The 15054-nt window shown below is 63.7% G+C and carries 17 protein-coding genes; 7 read left to right on the top strand and 10 right to left on the bottom strand.

The window, feature by feature from the left end; translation table 11 throughout:
* The first annotated feature begins 85 nt into the window (after positions 1 to 85).
* The gene (locus tag LPW30_RS13460) at positions 86 to 388 is read left to right on the top strand and encodes a hypothetical protein (protein WP_238625405.1); all 303 of its coding nucleotides are present in this window, start codon (positions 86 to 88) and stop codon (positions 386 to 388) included.
* Positions 389 to 406: 18 nt separating this feature from the next.
* On the opposite strand, the gene LPW30_RS13455 is transcribed toward LPW30_RS13460, so the two are convergent.
* On the bottom strand, positions 407 to 1039 hold the full coding sequence (locus tag LPW30_RS13455; protein ID WP_239681115.1) for a TM2 domain-containing protein: 633 nt from the start codon (positions 1037 to 1039) through the stop codon (positions 407 to 409).
* Positions 1040 to 1131: 92 nt separating this feature from the next.
* Here LPW30_RS13455 and LPW30_RS13450 point away from each other — a divergent pair, with 92 nt between their 5' ends.
* Genes LPW30_RS13450 through LPW30_RS13435 form a run of 4 tightly spaced genes read left to right on the top strand, consistent with a single transcriptional unit; the run spans position 1132 to position 4319 of the window.
* Positions 1132 to 2076 (top strand): LysR family transcriptional regulator, encoded by a 945-nt coding sequence (locus LPW30_RS13450; protein WP_025280686.1) that lies wholly within the window; start codon positions 1132 to 1134, stop codon positions 2074 to 2076.
* Between the two features lie 41 nt (positions 2077 to 2117).
* Complete coding sequence (locus tag LPW30_RS13445; RefSeq protein WP_239681126.1) at positions 2118 to 2855, top strand: type 1 glutamine amidotransferase; 738 nt, start codon at positions 2118 to 2120, stop codon at positions 2853 to 2855.
* Positions 2856 to 2865: 10 nt separating this feature from the next.
* A complete protein-coding gene (locus LPW30_RS13440) occupies positions 2866 to 3234 on the top strand; it encodes a Crp/Fnr family transcriptional regulator (RefSeq protein ID WP_338018744.1) in 369 nt (122 codons plus the stop codon).
* Positions 3234 to 4319 (top strand): AI-2E family transporter, encoded by a 1086-nt coding sequence (locus LPW30_RS13435; RefSeq protein WP_025280689.1) that lies wholly within the window; start codon positions 3234 to 3236, stop codon positions 4317 to 4319. Before LPW30_RS13440 ends, LPW30_RS13435 begins: the two co-directional genes overlap by 1 nt.
* A 52-nt stretch (positions 4320 to 4371) precedes the next feature.
* On the opposite strand, the gene LPW30_RS13430 is transcribed toward LPW30_RS13435, so the two are convergent.
* The 3 genes from LPW30_RS13430 to LPW30_RS13420 all read right to left on the bottom strand — a co-directional run bounded on the left by LPW30_RS13430 (position 4372) and on the right by LPW30_RS13420 (position 6948).
* A complete protein-coding gene (locus LPW30_RS13430) occupies positions 4372 to 5787 on the bottom strand; it encodes a PhoH family protein (protein WP_239681114.1) in 1416 nt (471 codons plus the stop codon).
* A gap of 79 nt (positions 5788 to 5866) precedes the next feature.
* A complete protein-coding gene (locus tag LPW30_RS13425; protein WP_239681113.1) occupies positions 5867 to 6358 on the bottom strand; it encodes a peroxiredoxin in 492 nt (163 codons plus the stop codon).
* Between the two features lie 35 nt (positions 6359 to 6393).
* Positions 6394 to 6948, bottom strand: coding sequence for a glycine cleavage system transcriptional repressor (locus LPW30_RS13420; protein WP_025280692.1), 555 nt, complete (start codon positions 6946 to 6948; stop codon positions 6394 to 6396).
* 159 nt (positions 6949 to 7107) lie between these two features.
* Between LPW30_RS13420 and dapA the strand changes: the two genes are divergently transcribed.
* Both dapA and bamC read left to right on the top strand, forming a co-directional pair.
* Positions 7108 to 8001 (top strand): 4-hydroxy-tetrahydrodipicolinate synthase, encoded by an 894-nt coding sequence (dapA, locus tag LPW30_RS13415; protein WP_025280693.1) that lies wholly within the window; start codon positions 7108 to 7110, stop codon positions 7999 to 8001.
* Complete coding sequence (gene bamC / locus LPW30_RS13410) at positions 7998 to 9143, top strand: outer membrane protein assembly factor BamC (protein ID WP_238625413.1); 1146 nt, start codon at positions 7998 to 8000, stop codon at positions 9141 to 9143. The genes dapA and bamC overlap by 4 nt, the downstream gene beginning before the upstream one ends.
* 90 nt (positions 9144 to 9233) lie before the next feature.
* Here the strand turns inward: bamC and folE2 are convergent, their stop codons facing one another.
* From folE2 to radA, 6 genes are all read right to left on the bottom strand, one after another.
* The gene (gene folE2 / locus LPW30_RS13405; RefSeq protein WP_063464653.1) at positions 9234 to 10070 is read right to left on the bottom strand and encodes a GTP cyclohydrolase FolE2; all 837 of its coding nucleotides are present in this window, start codon (positions 10068 to 10070) and stop codon (positions 9234 to 9236) included.
* Entirely contained in the window at positions 10067 to 10465 is a 399-nt protein-coding gene (gene queD / locus LPW30_RS13400; protein ID WP_239681112.1) for a 6-carboxytetrahydropterin synthase QueD, read from the bottom strand. The genes folE2 and queD overlap by 4 nt, the downstream gene beginning before the upstream one ends.
* Before the next feature lie 5 nt (positions 10466 to 10470).
* Positions 10471 to 12387: a 1-deoxy-D-xylulose-5-phosphate synthase gene (dxs, locus tag LPW30_RS13395; protein ID WP_239681111.1), complete on the bottom strand. Its 1917-nt coding sequence runs from the start codon at positions 12385 to 12387 to the stop codon at positions 10471 to 10473.
* A gap of 69 nt (positions 12388 to 12456) precedes the next feature.
* A complete protein-coding gene (gene ispA, locus LPW30_RS13390) occupies positions 12457 to 13341 on the bottom strand; it encodes a (2E,6E)-farnesyl diphosphate synthase (RefSeq protein ID WP_025280698.1) in 885 nt (294 codons plus the stop codon).
* Positions 13342 to 13602, bottom strand: coding sequence for an exodeoxyribonuclease VII small subunit (locus LPW30_RS13385; RefSeq protein ID WP_025280699.1), 261 nt, complete (start codon positions 13600 to 13602; stop codon positions 13342 to 13344).
* A gap of 82 nt (positions 13603 to 13684) precedes the next feature.
* Positions 13685 to 15046 (bottom strand): DNA repair protein RadA, encoded by a 1362-nt coding sequence (gene radA, locus LPW30_RS13380; RefSeq protein WP_025280700.1) that lies wholly within the window; start codon positions 15044 to 15046, stop codon positions 13685 to 13687.
* Positions 15047 to 15054 lie beyond the last annotated feature (8 nt).

The raw sequence follows: 15054 nt of genomic DNA, 5'->3' as shown, positions 1-15054 counted from the left end.
CGGGCCGTTTGCGAACGGCCCGCAGACCGGGCTGATGCCTCAAGCATCTTGCCCGGCATAATTCACCCCGAGTATCCTTGGCACCATGTCTGAATCCCTGCAACTATCCGGTGAACTCGTCCACAAACTCCAGGATGTCCTGGTGGAGCACGACGAGCGTTGTCACGACCCCCTGGTGACCGTGCAGTACATGTCGGCCATCAGTGGTTACCTGTTGGGTTCCCAACCCATCCCCGAAGCCAAGCGGCAGGAGTTTCTCGAGCAGCTGGCGGCGTTCATGCGTCACGTGCATGACGATGTGGTGCGCCAGCAGCAGGCGCAACAGGTTGCCTCGCCTCAGCAATCACCCCAGGAAGCCTTCGGCGTCTGGCGTCCCGGTGATCCCTGACCGGCGGGGGATGGCCGCCTATTTCCGGGGCTGTTTCCCACCCCCTTCATCGCCGTCGCTGGCGTCTTCCCGATTCTGGGTCGGGCTTCGGTGCGCCTTCCGGGCCTTGGCCAGTTCCCGCAGCATGGCCTCCTGTTCGTTGAAGGAGGGCATGCGTCTCGGGTCCCCGTGGGCCTGTGTTCCCCTGGCCTGCAGGTCCTCCATGTTCACCGGCTGATGGCCGGCCCGCTCCTGTTCCTTCTCCTTCTGATAAGTTTTCAGCATTCCCGTTTTGTGTACCCGGCCGCGGTAATCCTTGGGCGGTTCATGCCCGGGCCTGAGGAACAGGCGCATGCGCAGGGCCTTGTTGTAACGGGTGATGTAACCGTCCATCCAGAACAGATCAAAGACCACCGCGGCCAGCATCACGCCCAACGGTACCAGGGCCCAGGCGCCGCCGCCCCAGGTCCATAGGGTGAGGGTCAGCAGGGAGAGCGCCACATAGGCCGATCCGCCCAGGGGCTCGCGCAGATAAAAACGGTGCAGCCCCAGGGGAAAGGCCAGCGCCAGTCCATAGGCCAGCGGGCGTCGACGCATCTCCCGGGTGAGCCGGGCATTCATCGTCTGCAGCCCCGCCCCTTCCAGATCCAGTTGTTTCCAGGCCTTGCTCATGCGGGAGGCTCCCCCGTGGTGGTGATGAAGTGCCCCAAGGTACATTAGTGAGTACCATGGGCACCGTAAGGCTTCGATAGGTAATTTGCAAAATGGCTGACCGACGACTTCAAGTGTTTTATACCGTGGCCCGGCTGCTCTCCTTCACCAAGGCGGCCGAGGCCCTGCACATGACGCAGCCCGCAGTGACATTCCAGGTGCGTCAGCTGGAGGAGCATTTCAACACCCGGCTGTTCGATCGTACCCACAACCGGGTGAGCCTCACCGAGGCGGGTCGCGCGGCCTTTCGCTATGCCGAGCGCATCTTCGAGGCCTACGGGGAGATGGAGAACGCCATCCGCGAGATCACCGGGGATGTCTCCGGGGCCCTCACCCTGGGAGCGAGCACCACCATCGCCGAGTACATGCTTCCCGCACTGCTGGGCAATTTCAAGCGCAAGCATCCCGAGGTGAACATCCGTCTGAAGGTGGCCAATTCCGAGGGTATCGTCTCCATGGTGGAGAACAACATCATCGACCTGGGGGTGGTGGAAGGGCCCGTTTCCAACCGCAATCTGCATGTGGAAGTCTGCCAGATGGACCAACTGGTGGTGATCGTGCCCCCGGGGCACCCCCTGGCGGGCAAGGTGTCGGTGACCATGGAGGAGGTGTTGCCTTATCCGTTCATCTGCCGGGAGGAGGGGTCTGGCACCCGGGAGGTGATCACGGATTACCTGAACGAGCTGGGGATGGGCCGCAATGCGCTGACCGTGTGCCTGGAGCTGGGCAGTCCGGAGGCCATCAAGGGGGCCGTGGAGGCGGGCATGGGGCTCTCCATCCTCTCCCGCGCAACCCTGGACAAGGAACTGGCCCTCAAACGTCTGGAAGGGATTCCTCTGGAGCCCGGTCTGACCCGGCAGTTTGCCTTTGTGCATCAGCGCCAGAAGTTTCGTTTGCGGGCCGTGGAGGAACTTCTCAGTTTTGCCCGCAACTACTGTGACGGGCAGGCCTCCGATGACGGGGGCCCCACCGGACACCCATCCAGCGTCAGCGTCTGATCCAGCGGGCCTTGGCCCGCGATCTGCGCCAGGAGCCGATGATGAAGAACTACGCGGTTGTTCAGCACACCTATTCGGAGTTTCTCGGCCTGATCGAGACTCAGCTGGAAAAACGGGACATCGGGTTCAGTTATTATCGACCCTTTGTGGGGCAGGGCCTGCCCGGGTCTGCCGGCCAGTTCGATGGTCTGTGGCTGTTGGGTGGCGCCTGGCCCACGGCGGATCAGGACAATAATCCCCAGGTGCCGGATGAGTTGCAGCTCATCCGCATCTTTCAGAAGGCCCGGCGACCGGTGGTGGGCCTGGGAATGGGAGGGCTGCTGGTGGCTCAGGTGGCTGGTGGCAAGGCCGCCATGGAGCCTGCCTATACCAGCGGCTTTGTGACTGCCCGCAAGACCTCTGCCGGGGCCGGAGATGCCCTGGCAGAGGTACTGGATGGCCAGCGGGTTCTGACCCTGTATCATGGTGCTGTCGCCCTGCCCGACGGGCTGGAGCCCATTCTGGTGGACGACGAGGGCCGCTGGCTGGCCGTGAGGCCGGATCCGCTCACCTATGGTCTGCTGTTCCGCCCCGAGATGAAGCCCGGCATGCTGGAAGACATCATCATGGAGCAGGGGCACAATCCACCCCCGGGGATCACGGAACTGCTGGTGGAGGCCCGGCGGGAGTGGACCGGCATGCAAAAGATCACTGACCAGGTGGTGATGGCGCTGGTCACCGAACTGCAACTGATGCAGGAGCGTCGCAAGATGCCCGTGTTCAGCCTGAAGATGGAGTAACTGCTTGAACATGTCTGGAATGAACCCTCTTCGCAAGGATCCACAGCAACGCCTGATGGGGTTGTACCGGGATTTGCCCGACGCGGAACGGGAAATGCTGCTGGCCTTTGCCGAGTTTCTGGCCACCCGTGGTGGCCGTGAGGATGTGCCGGTGCCCGAGCCTCAGGCCATACCGCGGCCGGAAGAGGAGACAGTGATCAAGGCCATGAAGCGTCTGTCGAGTACCTACCCCATGCTGGACAAGGCCCGGTTGCTCAACGAGACCTCCATGCTGATGAGTCAACACATGCTCCAGGGGCGCGAGGCACGGGAGGTCATTGATGACCTGGAGGCAGTGTTCGCGCGTCATTATCGTGAGTTGCGCGAGGGCGGGCAATGATGATTCCGGTGCTGAAACGCTGGTATGACCGGCATTTCTCCGATCCGCAGGTGGTGATCCTGGCGTTCCTGCTCACGGTGGGATTTGCCATCGTCATCTTCGCCGGCAAGTTGTTGGCGCCCCTGCTGGCCAGCGTGATCTTTGCCTATCTGCTGGAGGGCGCGGTGCGCCAGCTGCAGAACTGGCGTATCCCGCGGATGCCGGCCGTTGTGATTGTCTTTCTGCTGTTCCTCACCGTGCTGGTGGCCACGCTGTTGCTGGTGGTGCCGGTGCTCAGTCAGCAGATCACCCAGCTTGTGCGTGAGTTGCCGACGATGGTGGCCCAGGGGCAGAACATCCTGCTGCAGTTACCGGAACGTTATCCCCAGTTCATCACCGAGGAGCAGGTGCGGGAGATCATGGGTTCCATCCGGGCCGAGTCGGTGGCCCTGGGGCAGCGCATGGTGAATATCACGCTGGCTTCGGCGGTGCATGTGGCCACGATCATGGTGTATCTGGTGATTGTGCCGCTGATGGTGTTTTTCCTGCTCAAGGACAGGGACGCCATCCTGGGGTGGATCACCGGCTTTCTGCCTCGGGATCGGGCACTGGCGACGGAGGTGTGGCAGGAGGTGAACCTGAAGATCGCCAGCTACGTGCGCGGCAAATTCATCGAAATCCTCATCGTCTGGGCGGCCAGTTATCTCACCTTCATCTTCTTTGACCTGAACTATGCCCTGCTGTTGTCCTTCACGGTGGGTGTGTCGGTGATCATCCCCTATGTGGGGGCTGCGGTGGTGACCATTCCGGTGGCCCTGGTGGCCTATTTCCAGTTCGGGGTGAGCAGCGAATTCACTTATGTGCTGATCGCCTATGCGGTGATCCAGTTCCTGGATGGCAATGTGCTGGTGCCCTTGTTGTTCTCCGAGGTGGTCAACCTGCATCCGGTGGCCATCATTGCAGCGGTGATGATCTTTGGTGGCATCTGGGGCCTTTGGGGGGTGTTCTTCGCCATCCCGCTGGCCACCCTGATCCAGGCCGTCATCCGCTCCTGGCCCCGCTACGAGAACATCCCGGAAGAAGAAGCCCAGGACGAAGCCGCCTGATCGGGACAGCTCTGGGAGTTGTGGGAGCGGGCCTCGCCCGCGAAAGCCTGGCTTACAAGTTTGTGGAGGCAAAATCTGCCAGGCGGGAGCGTTCGCCGCGCTGCAGGGTGATGTGGCCGCTGTGCTCCCAGTGCTTGAAGCGGTCCACGACAAAGGTGAGGCCGGAGTTGGTCTCGGTCAGGTAGGGGGTGTCGATCTGGCCCACATTGCCCAGGCAGACCACCTTGGTGCCCGGGCCGGCGCGGGTGATCAGGGTCTTCATCTGCTTGGGGGTGAGGTTCTGGGCCTCGTCAAGGATGACGTAGCGGTTGAGGAAGGTGCGGCCGCGCATGAAGTTCAGTGAGCGGATCTTCACCCGGCTCTTGAGCAGTTCCTGCGTGGCGGCACGACCCCAGTCGCCGCCGCTGTCGGATTGGGTGAGCACCTCCAGATTATCCATCAGCGCCCCCATCCAGGGGGCCATCTTCTCCTCCTCTGTACCCGGTAGAAAGCCGATGTCCTCGCCCACGGGCACTGTTACCCGGGTCATGATGATCTCCTTGTAGAGATTCTCCTCCAGGGTCTGCGCCAGGCCGGCGGCCAGGGTGAGCAGGGTCTTGCCCGTGCCGGCAGCACCCACCAGGCTGACGAAGTCCACTTCCGGGTCCATGAGCAGGTTCAGGGCAAAGTTCTGCTCCCGGTTGCGGGCGTTGATGCCCCACACCGTGTGACGCGGTCCGGTGTAGTCCCGCACCATTTCCACCACCGCCGTGCTGGTCTTCACCTGACGGACCATGGCCAGAAAGGTGGGCTCGTCGGTGCGATACAGGAACTGGCTGGGGTGCCATTGCTCGGTGATGGGGCCGGTGATGCGATAGAAGGTGCGCCCGCTTTCCTGCCAGGAGTCCATGGCCTTGACGTGGCTGTCCCAGAAGTCCGGGGGCAGCTCGTGGGTACCGGCGTAGAGCAGGTTGACGTCGTCCAGTACCTGGTCGTTGTAGTAATCCTCCGCATGGATGCCCAGGACGGTGGCCTTGATGCGCAGGTTGATGTCCTTGGAGACCAGGGTGACGCTCTGGTCAGGGCGCTCCTGCTGCAGGGTGAGGGCGGTGCCGAGGATGGTGTGATCGGGGGTGTTCCCGGGCAGGGTATCCGGCAGCCTGCTGGCCATGGCGTGGGTCTGGAACAGTAGCCTCCCCCGACCGTTGAGGTCGGCTTGATCGGCAAAGCCGACACCCGTCAGGGGCAGGCCGCGGGCAATGTCTTCCTGGCGGGCGTCGCCCATGAGTTCGTCAATGAAGCGGCTCACCTGCCGCACGTTGCGGGCCACTTCGGAGATACCCTTCTTGCCCCGGTCCAGTTCCTCCAGTACCACCATGGGCAGGTAGATGTCGTGTTCCTTGAAGCGGAACAGGGCGGTGGGGTCGTGCATGAGCACGTTGGTGTCCAGGACGAACAGACGCTTGCCGTGGATCTCTTTTTTCACCATGCCGTCTTTACCATGGATGCGCCCTGGAAGGAGTTGATGACAGGAAGGCCCTGGTTTCGTCCCGGTCTGGCGAGCCCGGTTACCGGTCCAGCGATTCCAGGGCCTCGATGACTGCGTTCACATGCCCGGGGACCTTGACCTTGCGCCATTCCTGGCGCAACACGCCCTGGCGGTCGATGAGGAAGGTGGAACGCTCGATGCCGCGCACCTGTTTACCGTACATGTTTTTCAGTTTCATGACGCCAAACAGTTCGCAGACCCGTTCGTCCTCGTCCGATAGCAGCTCAAAGGGGAATCCATACTTGCATTTGAACTTGTCGTGGGACTTGAGGGAGTCCCGCGAGATCCCCAGTACCCGGGCCCCGGCCTGTTCCAGGCGTGCGTACTGTTCGGTGAAGTCCTTGCCCTCGGTGGTACAGCCCGGTGTGTCGTCCCGGGGGTAGAAATACAGCACCAGGTGCCGGTCGCTCAGCAGGTCCGACAGGCGCACCGGCTGGTCATGGCCGGTGGCGGGCAGCTCGAAATCCGGCACGGGCTGGTCGACGGCGACCTGGGGGGTGGGCTGGGACATGGGCTGTTCCTCCAGAGCGTGGGGTGGCGGGGCGGTTACCCCTTGATCGGTTCGATCACGCCATCCAGGTTCAGTTCATCGCACAGATCCAGAAAATCCTCCCGCAGTGAGGCGATGTGCTCGGTGGCGGGGATCTCCACGGACAGGTGGGCCGTGAACATGGGGGTGGAGGAATGCGCGGCGGTGTAGGCCTGGCTGTTCATCTCGCGGATGGTCACCCCACGGGAGGAGAAGAAGCCCACCAACTGGTGAACGATCCCCGGCTGGTCCAGGGCGATGACGTCCACGGAGTACGGCAGGCTGTGCCCTTCCCGTTGCCCGGGGCCGGTGCGTCGGGTATGCACGTCCAGGCTCTGCTGTCGGGCCAGGGTGACCAGGGCGCCGTCCAGCTTGCTGAGGGTGTTCCAGTTGCCGGAGACCAGCAGGGTAGCGGTGAAAGCGTTCCCCAGTACGGCCATGTGACTGTCCTGCACGCTGCATCCACTGTCGAGTATCGCCCGCGTGAGGTGGTCGAGCAGCCCGGGCTGTTGTTCGCCCATGGCCGAGATGAGTAGATGGGTACTACGGGAGTGACGCGGGGATTGGGGCATCCTGGGGGAGTCCGGTGCGGCTGATCCCTGAGATTATCAAGGAGCCCGTGGGTAAAGCCACCGTGGTGGTGGGGCTTGGCGGGCCAGGCATGCCATCACGCTTGATGGGGGAGGGGGTGGACATTACTATGTGGGCCTGTATCGAGTGTGGAGGTTTCGATGTTTCACGGCAGCATGGTGGCTCTGGCCACGCCCATGAACGAGGACGGTTCCCTCGCCGAGGCGGCGCTGGAGGCGCTGGTGGAGTTCCACGTGGACAATGGCACGGATGCCATCGTCGCTGTGGGTACCACCGGTGAGTCCGCCACCCTGGATGTGCGTGAGCATTGTCAGGTGGTGCGCCAGGTGGTGGAGTTCGCCAAGGGTAGGGTGCCGGTGATCGCCGGCACGGGGGCCAACTCCACTTCGGAGGCCATTGAGCTCACCCGCCTGGCCATGCAGTCCGGCGCTGACGCCTGCCTGCTGGTGACGCCCTACTACAACAAGCCCACCCAGGAAGGGCTTTACCGCCACTTCAAGGCCGTCGCCGATGCAGTGCCCATCGCCCAGATTCTCTACAACGTGCCCGGCCGCACGGCGGTGGATCTGCTGCCCGAGACGGTGGAGCGTCTGTCCAGCATTTCCAACATCATTGGCCTCAAGGAGGCCACTGGCGATGTTCAGCGGGCACGGGATGTGCTCGGGTTGTGTGGCGACCGGCTGGATCTTTACAGCGGAGATGATCCCACCTCCCGGGACTTCATGCTGGCCGGTGGGCGGGGGATCATCTCGGTGACCGCCAATGTGGCCCCCCGGGCGATGCATGAGATGTGCAAGGCGGCCCTGGCCGGTGATCCGGCCGCTGCCGAGGCTGCCGAGGCACCCGTCAGGGGCCTGCACCAGGCCCTGTTCGTGGAGTCCAACCCCATCCCGGTGAAGTGGGCACTCCATGAGATGGGGCTGATTCCGCCGGGGATCCGCCTGCCCCTGACGCCCCTGTCCGAGCACCTGCGCGAGCCCTTGCGCGAAGCCCTTCTGGCTGCACACATTCCCCTGAGTTCCTCGCATTCATGAAAGCATCATCGGTATTCCCAAAGCCCCGGCACCTGCTGCCGGTCCTGGCTGGTGCCCTTTTGATCAGTGGCTGTGGCCTGCTGGGTGAGCGCGACAGCGCCAATCGGGGTGAAACACGCCCGCTGGAAGTGCCACCTGATCTGGTGGCGCCGGAGGTGGACCCCGCGTTTCGAATCCCGGAAGCCCCGAGCGGCCGTGTGAGCGCCCGGGAGGCCCCCAGCGATGTCGGCACCCAGGTAGAAGAAGCGCCGCGGGACACTCGAGCACGCAGCGAGCAGGTGCTGACCTTTCCGGAGGGAATTCGCGTGCTCCGTGATGGGCCCGTGCGCTGGCTGGAAGTGGATATGCCCCCGGACGAGCTCTGGCCGCGTCTGCGCGCCTTCTTCAACGAGCAGGATGTGCCCCTGGCCCGGGACGAGCCGCGTCAGGGGCTGCTGGAGACCGAATGGATGCAGATGCAGGCTGGCGTACCCATCGAGGGTGGCATTCGCCAGCTGATTGGTCGCGTGTTCGGGGATTCCTATGATGCCAGCACGCGGGATCAATTCCGGGTGCGGGTGGAGCCGGAGGGTGAGTCGGCCGCCACGGTCTTCGTCAGTCATCGCAGTACCCGCGAGGTGGCGGTGAGCCAGGATGACGTGCGCTGGCAGATGGCACCGGCGGATCCCGAAGCCGAGGCCCGTATGCTGGTGCAGATCATGAGCTATCTGGGCCCGGAGGAAGAACGGGCCGTGCAGGCGGTGGCCGAGGCGCAGGATGTGACCCCCTCGCTGCGGATCACGCAGATGGACGGCGAGCCGGTGCTGGAGATTCAGGATCGATTCCTGGGCGTATGGCGTCGGTTGGGGGTGATGCTTGATCGCGCCTCCCTGCTGGTGGACGATCAGGACCGCAGCGCCGGCACCTACTTCGTGACCTACCGTCCGGAACGGGGCGAGAGGGAAGGTGGCTTCCTGAGCCGCCTGTTCGGTCGGGACGAAACGCCCACCCTGCGCCGGGACACCCAATACCGCATCCTGCTCGGAGAAGTGGATGAGCGTGTGCGGGTGGTGGCGCGCGATCAGCAGGGTGAGATGCTGGATGCCCAGGAGGCCGAGGCCGTGCTGGAACGCATTCGGGAACAGTTCGAAGGGATTGAATGATACGCATGACGCATCAGGCGGCCATCCGGCCGCCTGATGATGGGCGCTGAGCTCGGGTCCGAGTTCAGATGACCGGGCTGATCCCCGGGCTCAGACCTTGGCCAGTGCCAATGCTTCCAGTTCCTTGTCCCGTTCGATCAGGGCGTAGGCAGAGTGGTTGTGGATGGATTCGAAGTTCTCCGACGATACGGAGTAGGCGGACACTCGTTCATCCCGGTTCAGACGCACGGCAATATCCCGCACCAGATCTTCCACGAATTTTGGATTGTCATAAGCCCGCTCCGTGACATATTTTTCATCCGGGCGCTTGAGCAGTCCGTAGAGTTCACAGGAGGCCTCCTTCTCCACCAGGTCGATGAGCTCCTCCACCCACATGAAATCCTTGATGCGCACGTTCACGGTCACGTGCGAGCGCTGGTTGTGGGCGCCGTACTCGGAGATGCCCTTCGAGCAGGGACACAGACTGGTGACGGGTACCAGCACCTGGATGTTCATCTGCGGCTTGCCATCCTGGATCACACCAATGAACGTGACATCGTAGTCCATGAGGCTGCACACCCCGGTGACGGGGGCAGGTTTGTTGACGAAATACGGGAAGTTCATCTCGATGTGCCCGGCGGCGGCTTCCAGGCGCTCAGCCATTTCATGCAGCATGAGCTTGAAGGTTTCCACCGTGATCTCTCGCTCGTGCGCATTGAGGATGTCCACGAAACGTGACATGTGCGTGCCCTTGAAGTCATGGGGCAGGTTCACATACATGGAAAAGCGCGCCACCGTGTGCTGGTCGGCACCAGTACGATCGGTTACCCGCACCGGGTGCCGGATGTCCTTGATGCCGACCTTGTTGATGGGGATCTCGCGGGTATCGGCGCTGGCCTGAACGTCGGGGATGGCCGGCGTGATCAACTTGGGAACGATTGTGCTCATGGGGCTGAGTCCTTTGACTGGTCTTCCGAGTACCGCACACAGGCCCTCTCGGTTTCCCACAGGGTGATGGCGCTGACCCTGACGTTGGGGGCATCGAGTCGCGCCGCCATTTCGCGGAAAAACCACTGGGCAATGTTCTCGGCGGTCGGGTTCAGGTCCCGGAAGGGCTCCAGGTCATTCAGATATTGGTGATCCAGTTGGCCGGCAATCTCGCGCGCCAACCCCTTGATGGTCTTGAAGTCCACCGCCATGCCCAACCTGTCCAGCCGAGACGCCTCCACCTCGGCTTCCACCTTCCAGTTGTGGCCGTGCAGCCGAGCGCAATCTCCGGGGTAGTCCCGCAGGGTGTGCGCTGACGCGAAATCGGTCAGCACCTTGAGAGTATATTTGGACACCGCGATTAAACTTGACCAATTTTGTCGGATATTACGCCACCGGCGGCGCCGGCACAAGCCTGGGGGCCCAGGCGTTTGCGAATGGCCGACTCGATGCTGTCTGTGTCGAGGCCGGCGTCGGTCAGCAGTTCCTCGCGGGTGCCGTGGCTCTGGAAACGATCCGGCAGACCCAGATGCAGCAGGCGCACAGCGATGTCATGAGAGGCCAGGCACTCGGCCACGGCACTGCCCGCGCCACCGGCGACCACGTTGTCCTCCACGGTGACCAGCAGGTCATGTTCCCGGGCCGCTTCCAGCACCCGCTGCTCGTCAAGGGGTTTCACGAAACGCATGTTGATCACGGTCGCGCCCAGTCGTTCGCCCACATCCAGCGCCTGGGCCAGCGGGGTGCCAAAGGCCAGGATGGCCACGCCTTTGCCGCGGCGGCGCACCTCCGCCTGACCCACGGGCAAGGGGATGAGGCCCGCTTCGGGCAGCACGCCAGGGCCCTTGCCACGGGGGTAGCGCACGGCGGCGGGCTGGTCCAGAAGAAAACCGGTGGAGAGCATGCGCCGACATTCGTTCTCGTCTGCCGGGGCCATGATGACCATGTTGGGGATGCAGCGCAGGAAAGAGATATCGAAACTCCCGGCGTGGGTGGGGCCATCGGGGCCCACTACGCCGGCACGGTCGACGGCGAACAGCACGGGAAGGTTCTGCAGGGCCACGTCGTGGATCAGCTGGTCATAACCCCGTTGCAGGAAAGAAGAGTAGATGGCCACCACCGGCTTGACGCCCTCGCAGGCCATGCCGGCGGCGAGAGTGATGGCATGCTGCTCGGCGATGCCCACGTCGTGGTAGCGGTCCGGGAAGCGCTCCACATAGGCAGTCATGCCCGAGCCTTCGCTCATGGCGGGGGTGATGGCCACCATTCGCTCGTCTGCTTCAGCCTGGTCGCACAACCACTGGCCGAACACCTGGGTGTAGGTGGGTGAGCCGCCGCCCTTGCCGCCCTGAATGCCCTGGTTGGGGTCAAAGCTGCCTACCCCGTGGTAGGTGCAGGGATCCTCTTCGGCCGGCGCGTAACCGCGCCCCTTATGGGTGACCACATGTAGCAGGATCGGCCCTTCCATGGTGTAGATGTTGCGCAGCATCTTGACCAGGCCATTCACATCGTGGCCGTCCACCGGGCCGAAGTAGTTCAGTCCCAGTTCTTCGAACAGGGTGCTGGGGACGATCATGCCCTTCACATGCTCCTCGGCGCGGCGCATGAATTCGCGCATGGGGGGCATGTGGTTCAGCACCCGCTTGCTGCCTTCGCGCATGCTGGAATACATGGGGCCGGAAAGCAGGCTCGCCAGATGACGGTTCAAAGCGCCCACGTTGGCCGAGATGGACATGTTGTTGTCATTGAGCACGACCACCAGGTCGGCCTTTTCGTCGCCAGCGTGGTTGAGGGCCTCAAAGGCCATGCCGGCGGTCATGGCACCATCGCCGATGATGGCCACGGACTTGCGTCGCTCGCCCTGCTGGCGCGCCCCCAGGGCCATACCCAGGGCGGCGCTGATGGAAGTGCTGGAATGGCCAACGCCAAAACAGTCGAAACAGCTTTCGTCACGCTTGGGGAATCCGGCCAGCCCGCCCTTCTGGCGCAAGGACTTCATGGCGTCGCGGCGGCCACTGAGGATCTTGTGGGGGTAGCTCTGGTGACCTACATCCCAGACCAGGCGGTCCTCGGGTGTGTTGAATACATGGTGCAGGGCGATGGTGAGCTCTACCGTACCCAGGTTGGCGGCCAGGTGGCCGCCCGTGCGGGAAACGGATTCCAGCAGAAAGGCTCGCATCTCCTCGGCCAGGGAGGAGAGTTCATCCGTGGACCAGCCGCGGATATCCTCCGGGCTGTGGATGCGCGAGAGCAGGGGATACGAATCAGTCTGGGTCATCTCACTGCCATTCGGAGGAAAACTTTCATTATCGTGACGGGTGGCCGGGTGTGCAACCCGAATCCCCCCTCAATTGATGCGCTCGACGATGAACCGGGCGATCCAGCGCAGCAGATCGGCTCGCTCATCCAGGCCGGCAATGCCCTCCAGGGCGCGGTCCACCAGTTCCCGGGCCTGCTGCTTGGAGGATTCCAGGCCAATGATGGCCGGGTAGGTGGCCTTGCCCAGAGCCTGGTCGGCCCCCTGGGTCTTGCCCAGGGTCTGGGTATCGCCTTCCACGTCCAGAATGTCGTCGCGAATCTGGAAGGCCAGGCCGATGCACTTGGCGAAGCGGTCCAGGCCATCAAGGGTGTGCGGATCCACGTCAGGGCGACTGTTCGCCCCCATCAGCACGGCGGCCCGGATCAGGGCGCCCGTCTTGTGCACGTGCATGCCTTCCAGTTCGGCAATGTCCAGTTGCTTGCCGGCGGAGCCCAGGTCGATGGCCTGACCACCCACCATGCCCCGGGAGCCAGAGGCCCGGGCCAGTTGTTCCACCATGCGCAGACGGGCAGAAGGGTCATCCACCATGTGAGGGTCGGTGGCCAGGATCTGGAAAGCCAGGGCCTGCAGGGCGTCTCCCACCAGTATGGCAGTGGCATCGTCGTAGGCCTTGTGGCAGGTGGGCTTGCCGCGGCGCAGGTCGTCGTCATCCATGGCCGGCAGGTCGTCGTGCACCAGGGAATACACGTGGATCAGTTCCACGGCACAGGCGGGGCCGTCCAGTTGATCCAGGGGAACGCCCAGAGCGGTTCCGGTGGCGTAGGTCAGTACCGGCCGAATGCGCTTGCCACCGTCCAGGGCAGAGTAGCGCATGGCTTCATGCAGCCGGCCAGGCAGGATGTTTGACTCGGGCAGCCAGCCAGCCAGGGCGGCTTCAACCCGTTTTTGCAGCTCGGAAATACGTGATTCCACTCAGTCTTCTCCGTCCGGGCCCGCTGGTTCGGGCATGTCGAGATCGATCTCGGTGCCATCCTCGGTGAGTCGGCGCACCTTCTGTTCTGCCTCGGTCAGGGCCTTCTGGCAGCGGCGGGTGAGCGCGATCCCGCGCTCGAATTCCTTCAGCGAGGCCTCCAGCGACAGTTCCCCTTGTTCCATGCGGCCCACCAGGGCCTCCAGGGACTCCAGGTCCTTTTCAAACTCGGCCGGATTGTCGGGTGTGTCGCTTGTGGTCATTCTGTGCCTCTGGCTGGGGTGGAATGATACGCGAAACAAAGGGTAGCACGAAGCGCTGTCGTGGTTGCTGCGGTGGCCGGTCTCAGATCACGTCCAGAACCTGGGAAAGGCGGCTGGCGGCAGTGACCTCCATGCCCTGGATGGGCTTGCGCGGCGCATTGCCGGCGGGCACCACGGCGCGGGTGAAGCCGTGCTTGGCCGCCTCCCGCAGGCGCTCCTCGCCATTGGGCACCGGGCGGATCTCGCCGGCCAGGCCCACCTCGCCGAAGCTCACCAGTTCATGGGGCAGGGGGCGGTCGCGGAAGCTGGACAGGGCCGAGAGCAGCATGGGCAGATCGGCGGCGGTTTCCGTGACCCGCACGCCACCCACCACATTGACGAAGACGTCCTGATCATAGAGGGCGAGGCCGCCGTGACGATGCAGCACCGCCAGGAGCATGGCAAGGCGGTTCTGTTCCAGGCCGACGGTCACCCGCCGGGGCTGGGGAGCGTGGCTCTCGGCCACCAGGGCCTGCACCTCCACCATCAGTGGTCGCGTACCCTCGCGGGTCACCATGATCACGCTGCCGGGTACCGGTTCCTCGTGACGTGACAGGAAGATGGCCGAGGGGTTGCTTACCGGCTTGAGGCCGGTCTCCAGCATGGCGAAGACCCCCAGCTCGTTCACCGCGCCAAAACGGTTTTTCACCGCCCGGAGCACCCGGTAGCGGCCACCGGGATCCCCCTCGAAATAAAGCACCGTATCCACCATGTGCTCCAGTACGCGTGGGCCAGCGATCTGACCCTCCTTGGTCACGTGGCCGACGATGAACACGGCGGTTCCGGTCTGCTTGGCATAGCGCACCAACACCGCCGCGCTCTCGCGCACCTGGGCCACCGAGCCCGGGGCCGATTGCAGTTGTTCGGAGTGGATCGTCTGGATCGAGTCCACCACCATGACCTGGGGCTTCTCCCGTTGGGCGTGTTCAATGATGCGCTCCACGCAGGTCTCGGTGAGCAGGCGCAGATCGTCGCAGGGCAGGCCCAGGCGGCGTCCGCGCAGGGAGACCTGTTCGGGGGATTCCTCGCCGGTTACATAGAGACTGGCCAGGTCGGGCAGGGTGGCCAGGGCCTGCAGGAGCAGGGTGGACTTGCCAATCCCCGGGTCACCGCCGATGAGCACCACCGAGCCCTGCACCAGTCCGCCGCCCAGGGCGCGGTCCAGTTCCGAGATGCCGGTGGTGTTGCGGGCGTCGCCCTCGGTGGTCACCTCGCCCAGGCGCTTCACCTGGGCCGGGCCGCCGGCATAGCCGGCGAAACGGCTGCCGGTGGCGGCAATGGGTGCCGATCGGGACGCGACTTCCTCCAGCGTGTTCCAGGCGCCGCAGTCGGGGCACTGGCCAGCCCATTTGGGGGACAGGGCTCCACAGGCGGTGCATTGATGCTGTACGCGGGGCTTGGCCATGATCCTGG

It is taken from the genome of Ectothiorhodospira variabilis, from assembly GCF_022227625.1.
GTDB lineage: Bacteria > Pseudomonadota > Gammaproteobacteria > Ectothiorhodospirales > Ectothiorhodospiraceae > Ectothiorhodospira > Ectothiorhodospira haloalkaliphila.
Note: the sequence above shows the minus strand (reverse complement) of the source record. Positions and strands in the feature narration are given on the sequence as shown.

Coding starts and splice junctions, on each gene's coding strand:
- dxs (WP_239681111.1), bottom strand. CDS start 12,387: ATGACCCAGACTGATTCGTATCCCCTGCTCTCGCGCATCCACAGCCCG.
- LPW30_RS13440 (WP_338018744.1), top strand. CDS start 2,866: ATGTCTGGAATGAACCCTCTTCGCAAGGATCCACAGCAACGCCTGATG.
- folE2 (WP_063464653.1), bottom strand. CDS start 10,070: ATGAGCACAATCGTTCCCAAGTTGATCACGCCGGCCATCCCCGACGTT.
- LPW30_RS13430 (WP_239681114.1), bottom strand. CDS start 5,787: ATGGTGAAAAAAGAGATCCACGGCAAGCGTCTGTTCGTCCTGGACACC.
- LPW30_RS13460 (WP_238625405.1), top strand. CDS start 86: ATGTCTGAATCCCTGCAACTATCCGGTGAACTCGTCCACAAACTCCAG.
- LPW30_RS13425 (WP_239681113.1), bottom strand. CDS start 6,358: ATGTCCCAGCCCACCCCCCAGGTCGCCGTCGACCAGCCCGTGCCGGAT.
- LPW30_RS13435 (WP_025280689.1), top strand. CDS start 3,234: ATGATTCCGGTGCTGAAACGCTGGTATGACCGGCATTTCTCCGATCCG.
- LPW30_RS13455 (WP_239681115.1), bottom strand. CDS start 1,039: ATGAGCAAGGCCTGGAAACAACTGGATCTGGAAGGGGCGGGGCTGCAG.
- bamC (WP_238625413.1), top strand. CDS start 7,998: ATGAAAGCATCATCGGTATTCCCAAAGCCCCGGCACCTGCTGCCGGTC.
- dapA (WP_025280693.1), top strand. CDS start 7,108: ATGTTTCACGGCAGCATGGTGGCTCTGGCCACGCCCATGAACGAGGAC.
- LPW30_RS13420 (WP_025280692.1), bottom strand. CDS start 6,948: ATGCCCCAATCCCCGCGTCACTCCCGTAGTACCCATCTACTCATCTCG.
- LPW30_RS13445 (WP_239681126.1), top strand. CDS start 2,118: ATGAAGAACTACGCGGTTGTTCAGCACACCTATTCGGAGTTTCTCGGC.
- radA (WP_025280700.1), bottom strand. CDS start 15,046: ATGGCCAAGCCCCGCGTACAGCATCAATGCACCGCCTGTGGAGCCCTG.
- LPW30_RS13450 (WP_025280686.1), top strand. CDS start 1,132: ATGGCTGACCGACGACTTCAAGTGTTTTATACCGTGGCCCGGCTGCTC.
- LPW30_RS13385 (WP_025280699.1), bottom strand. CDS start 13,602: ATGACCACAAGCGACACACCCGACAATCCGGCCGAGTTTGAAAAGGAC.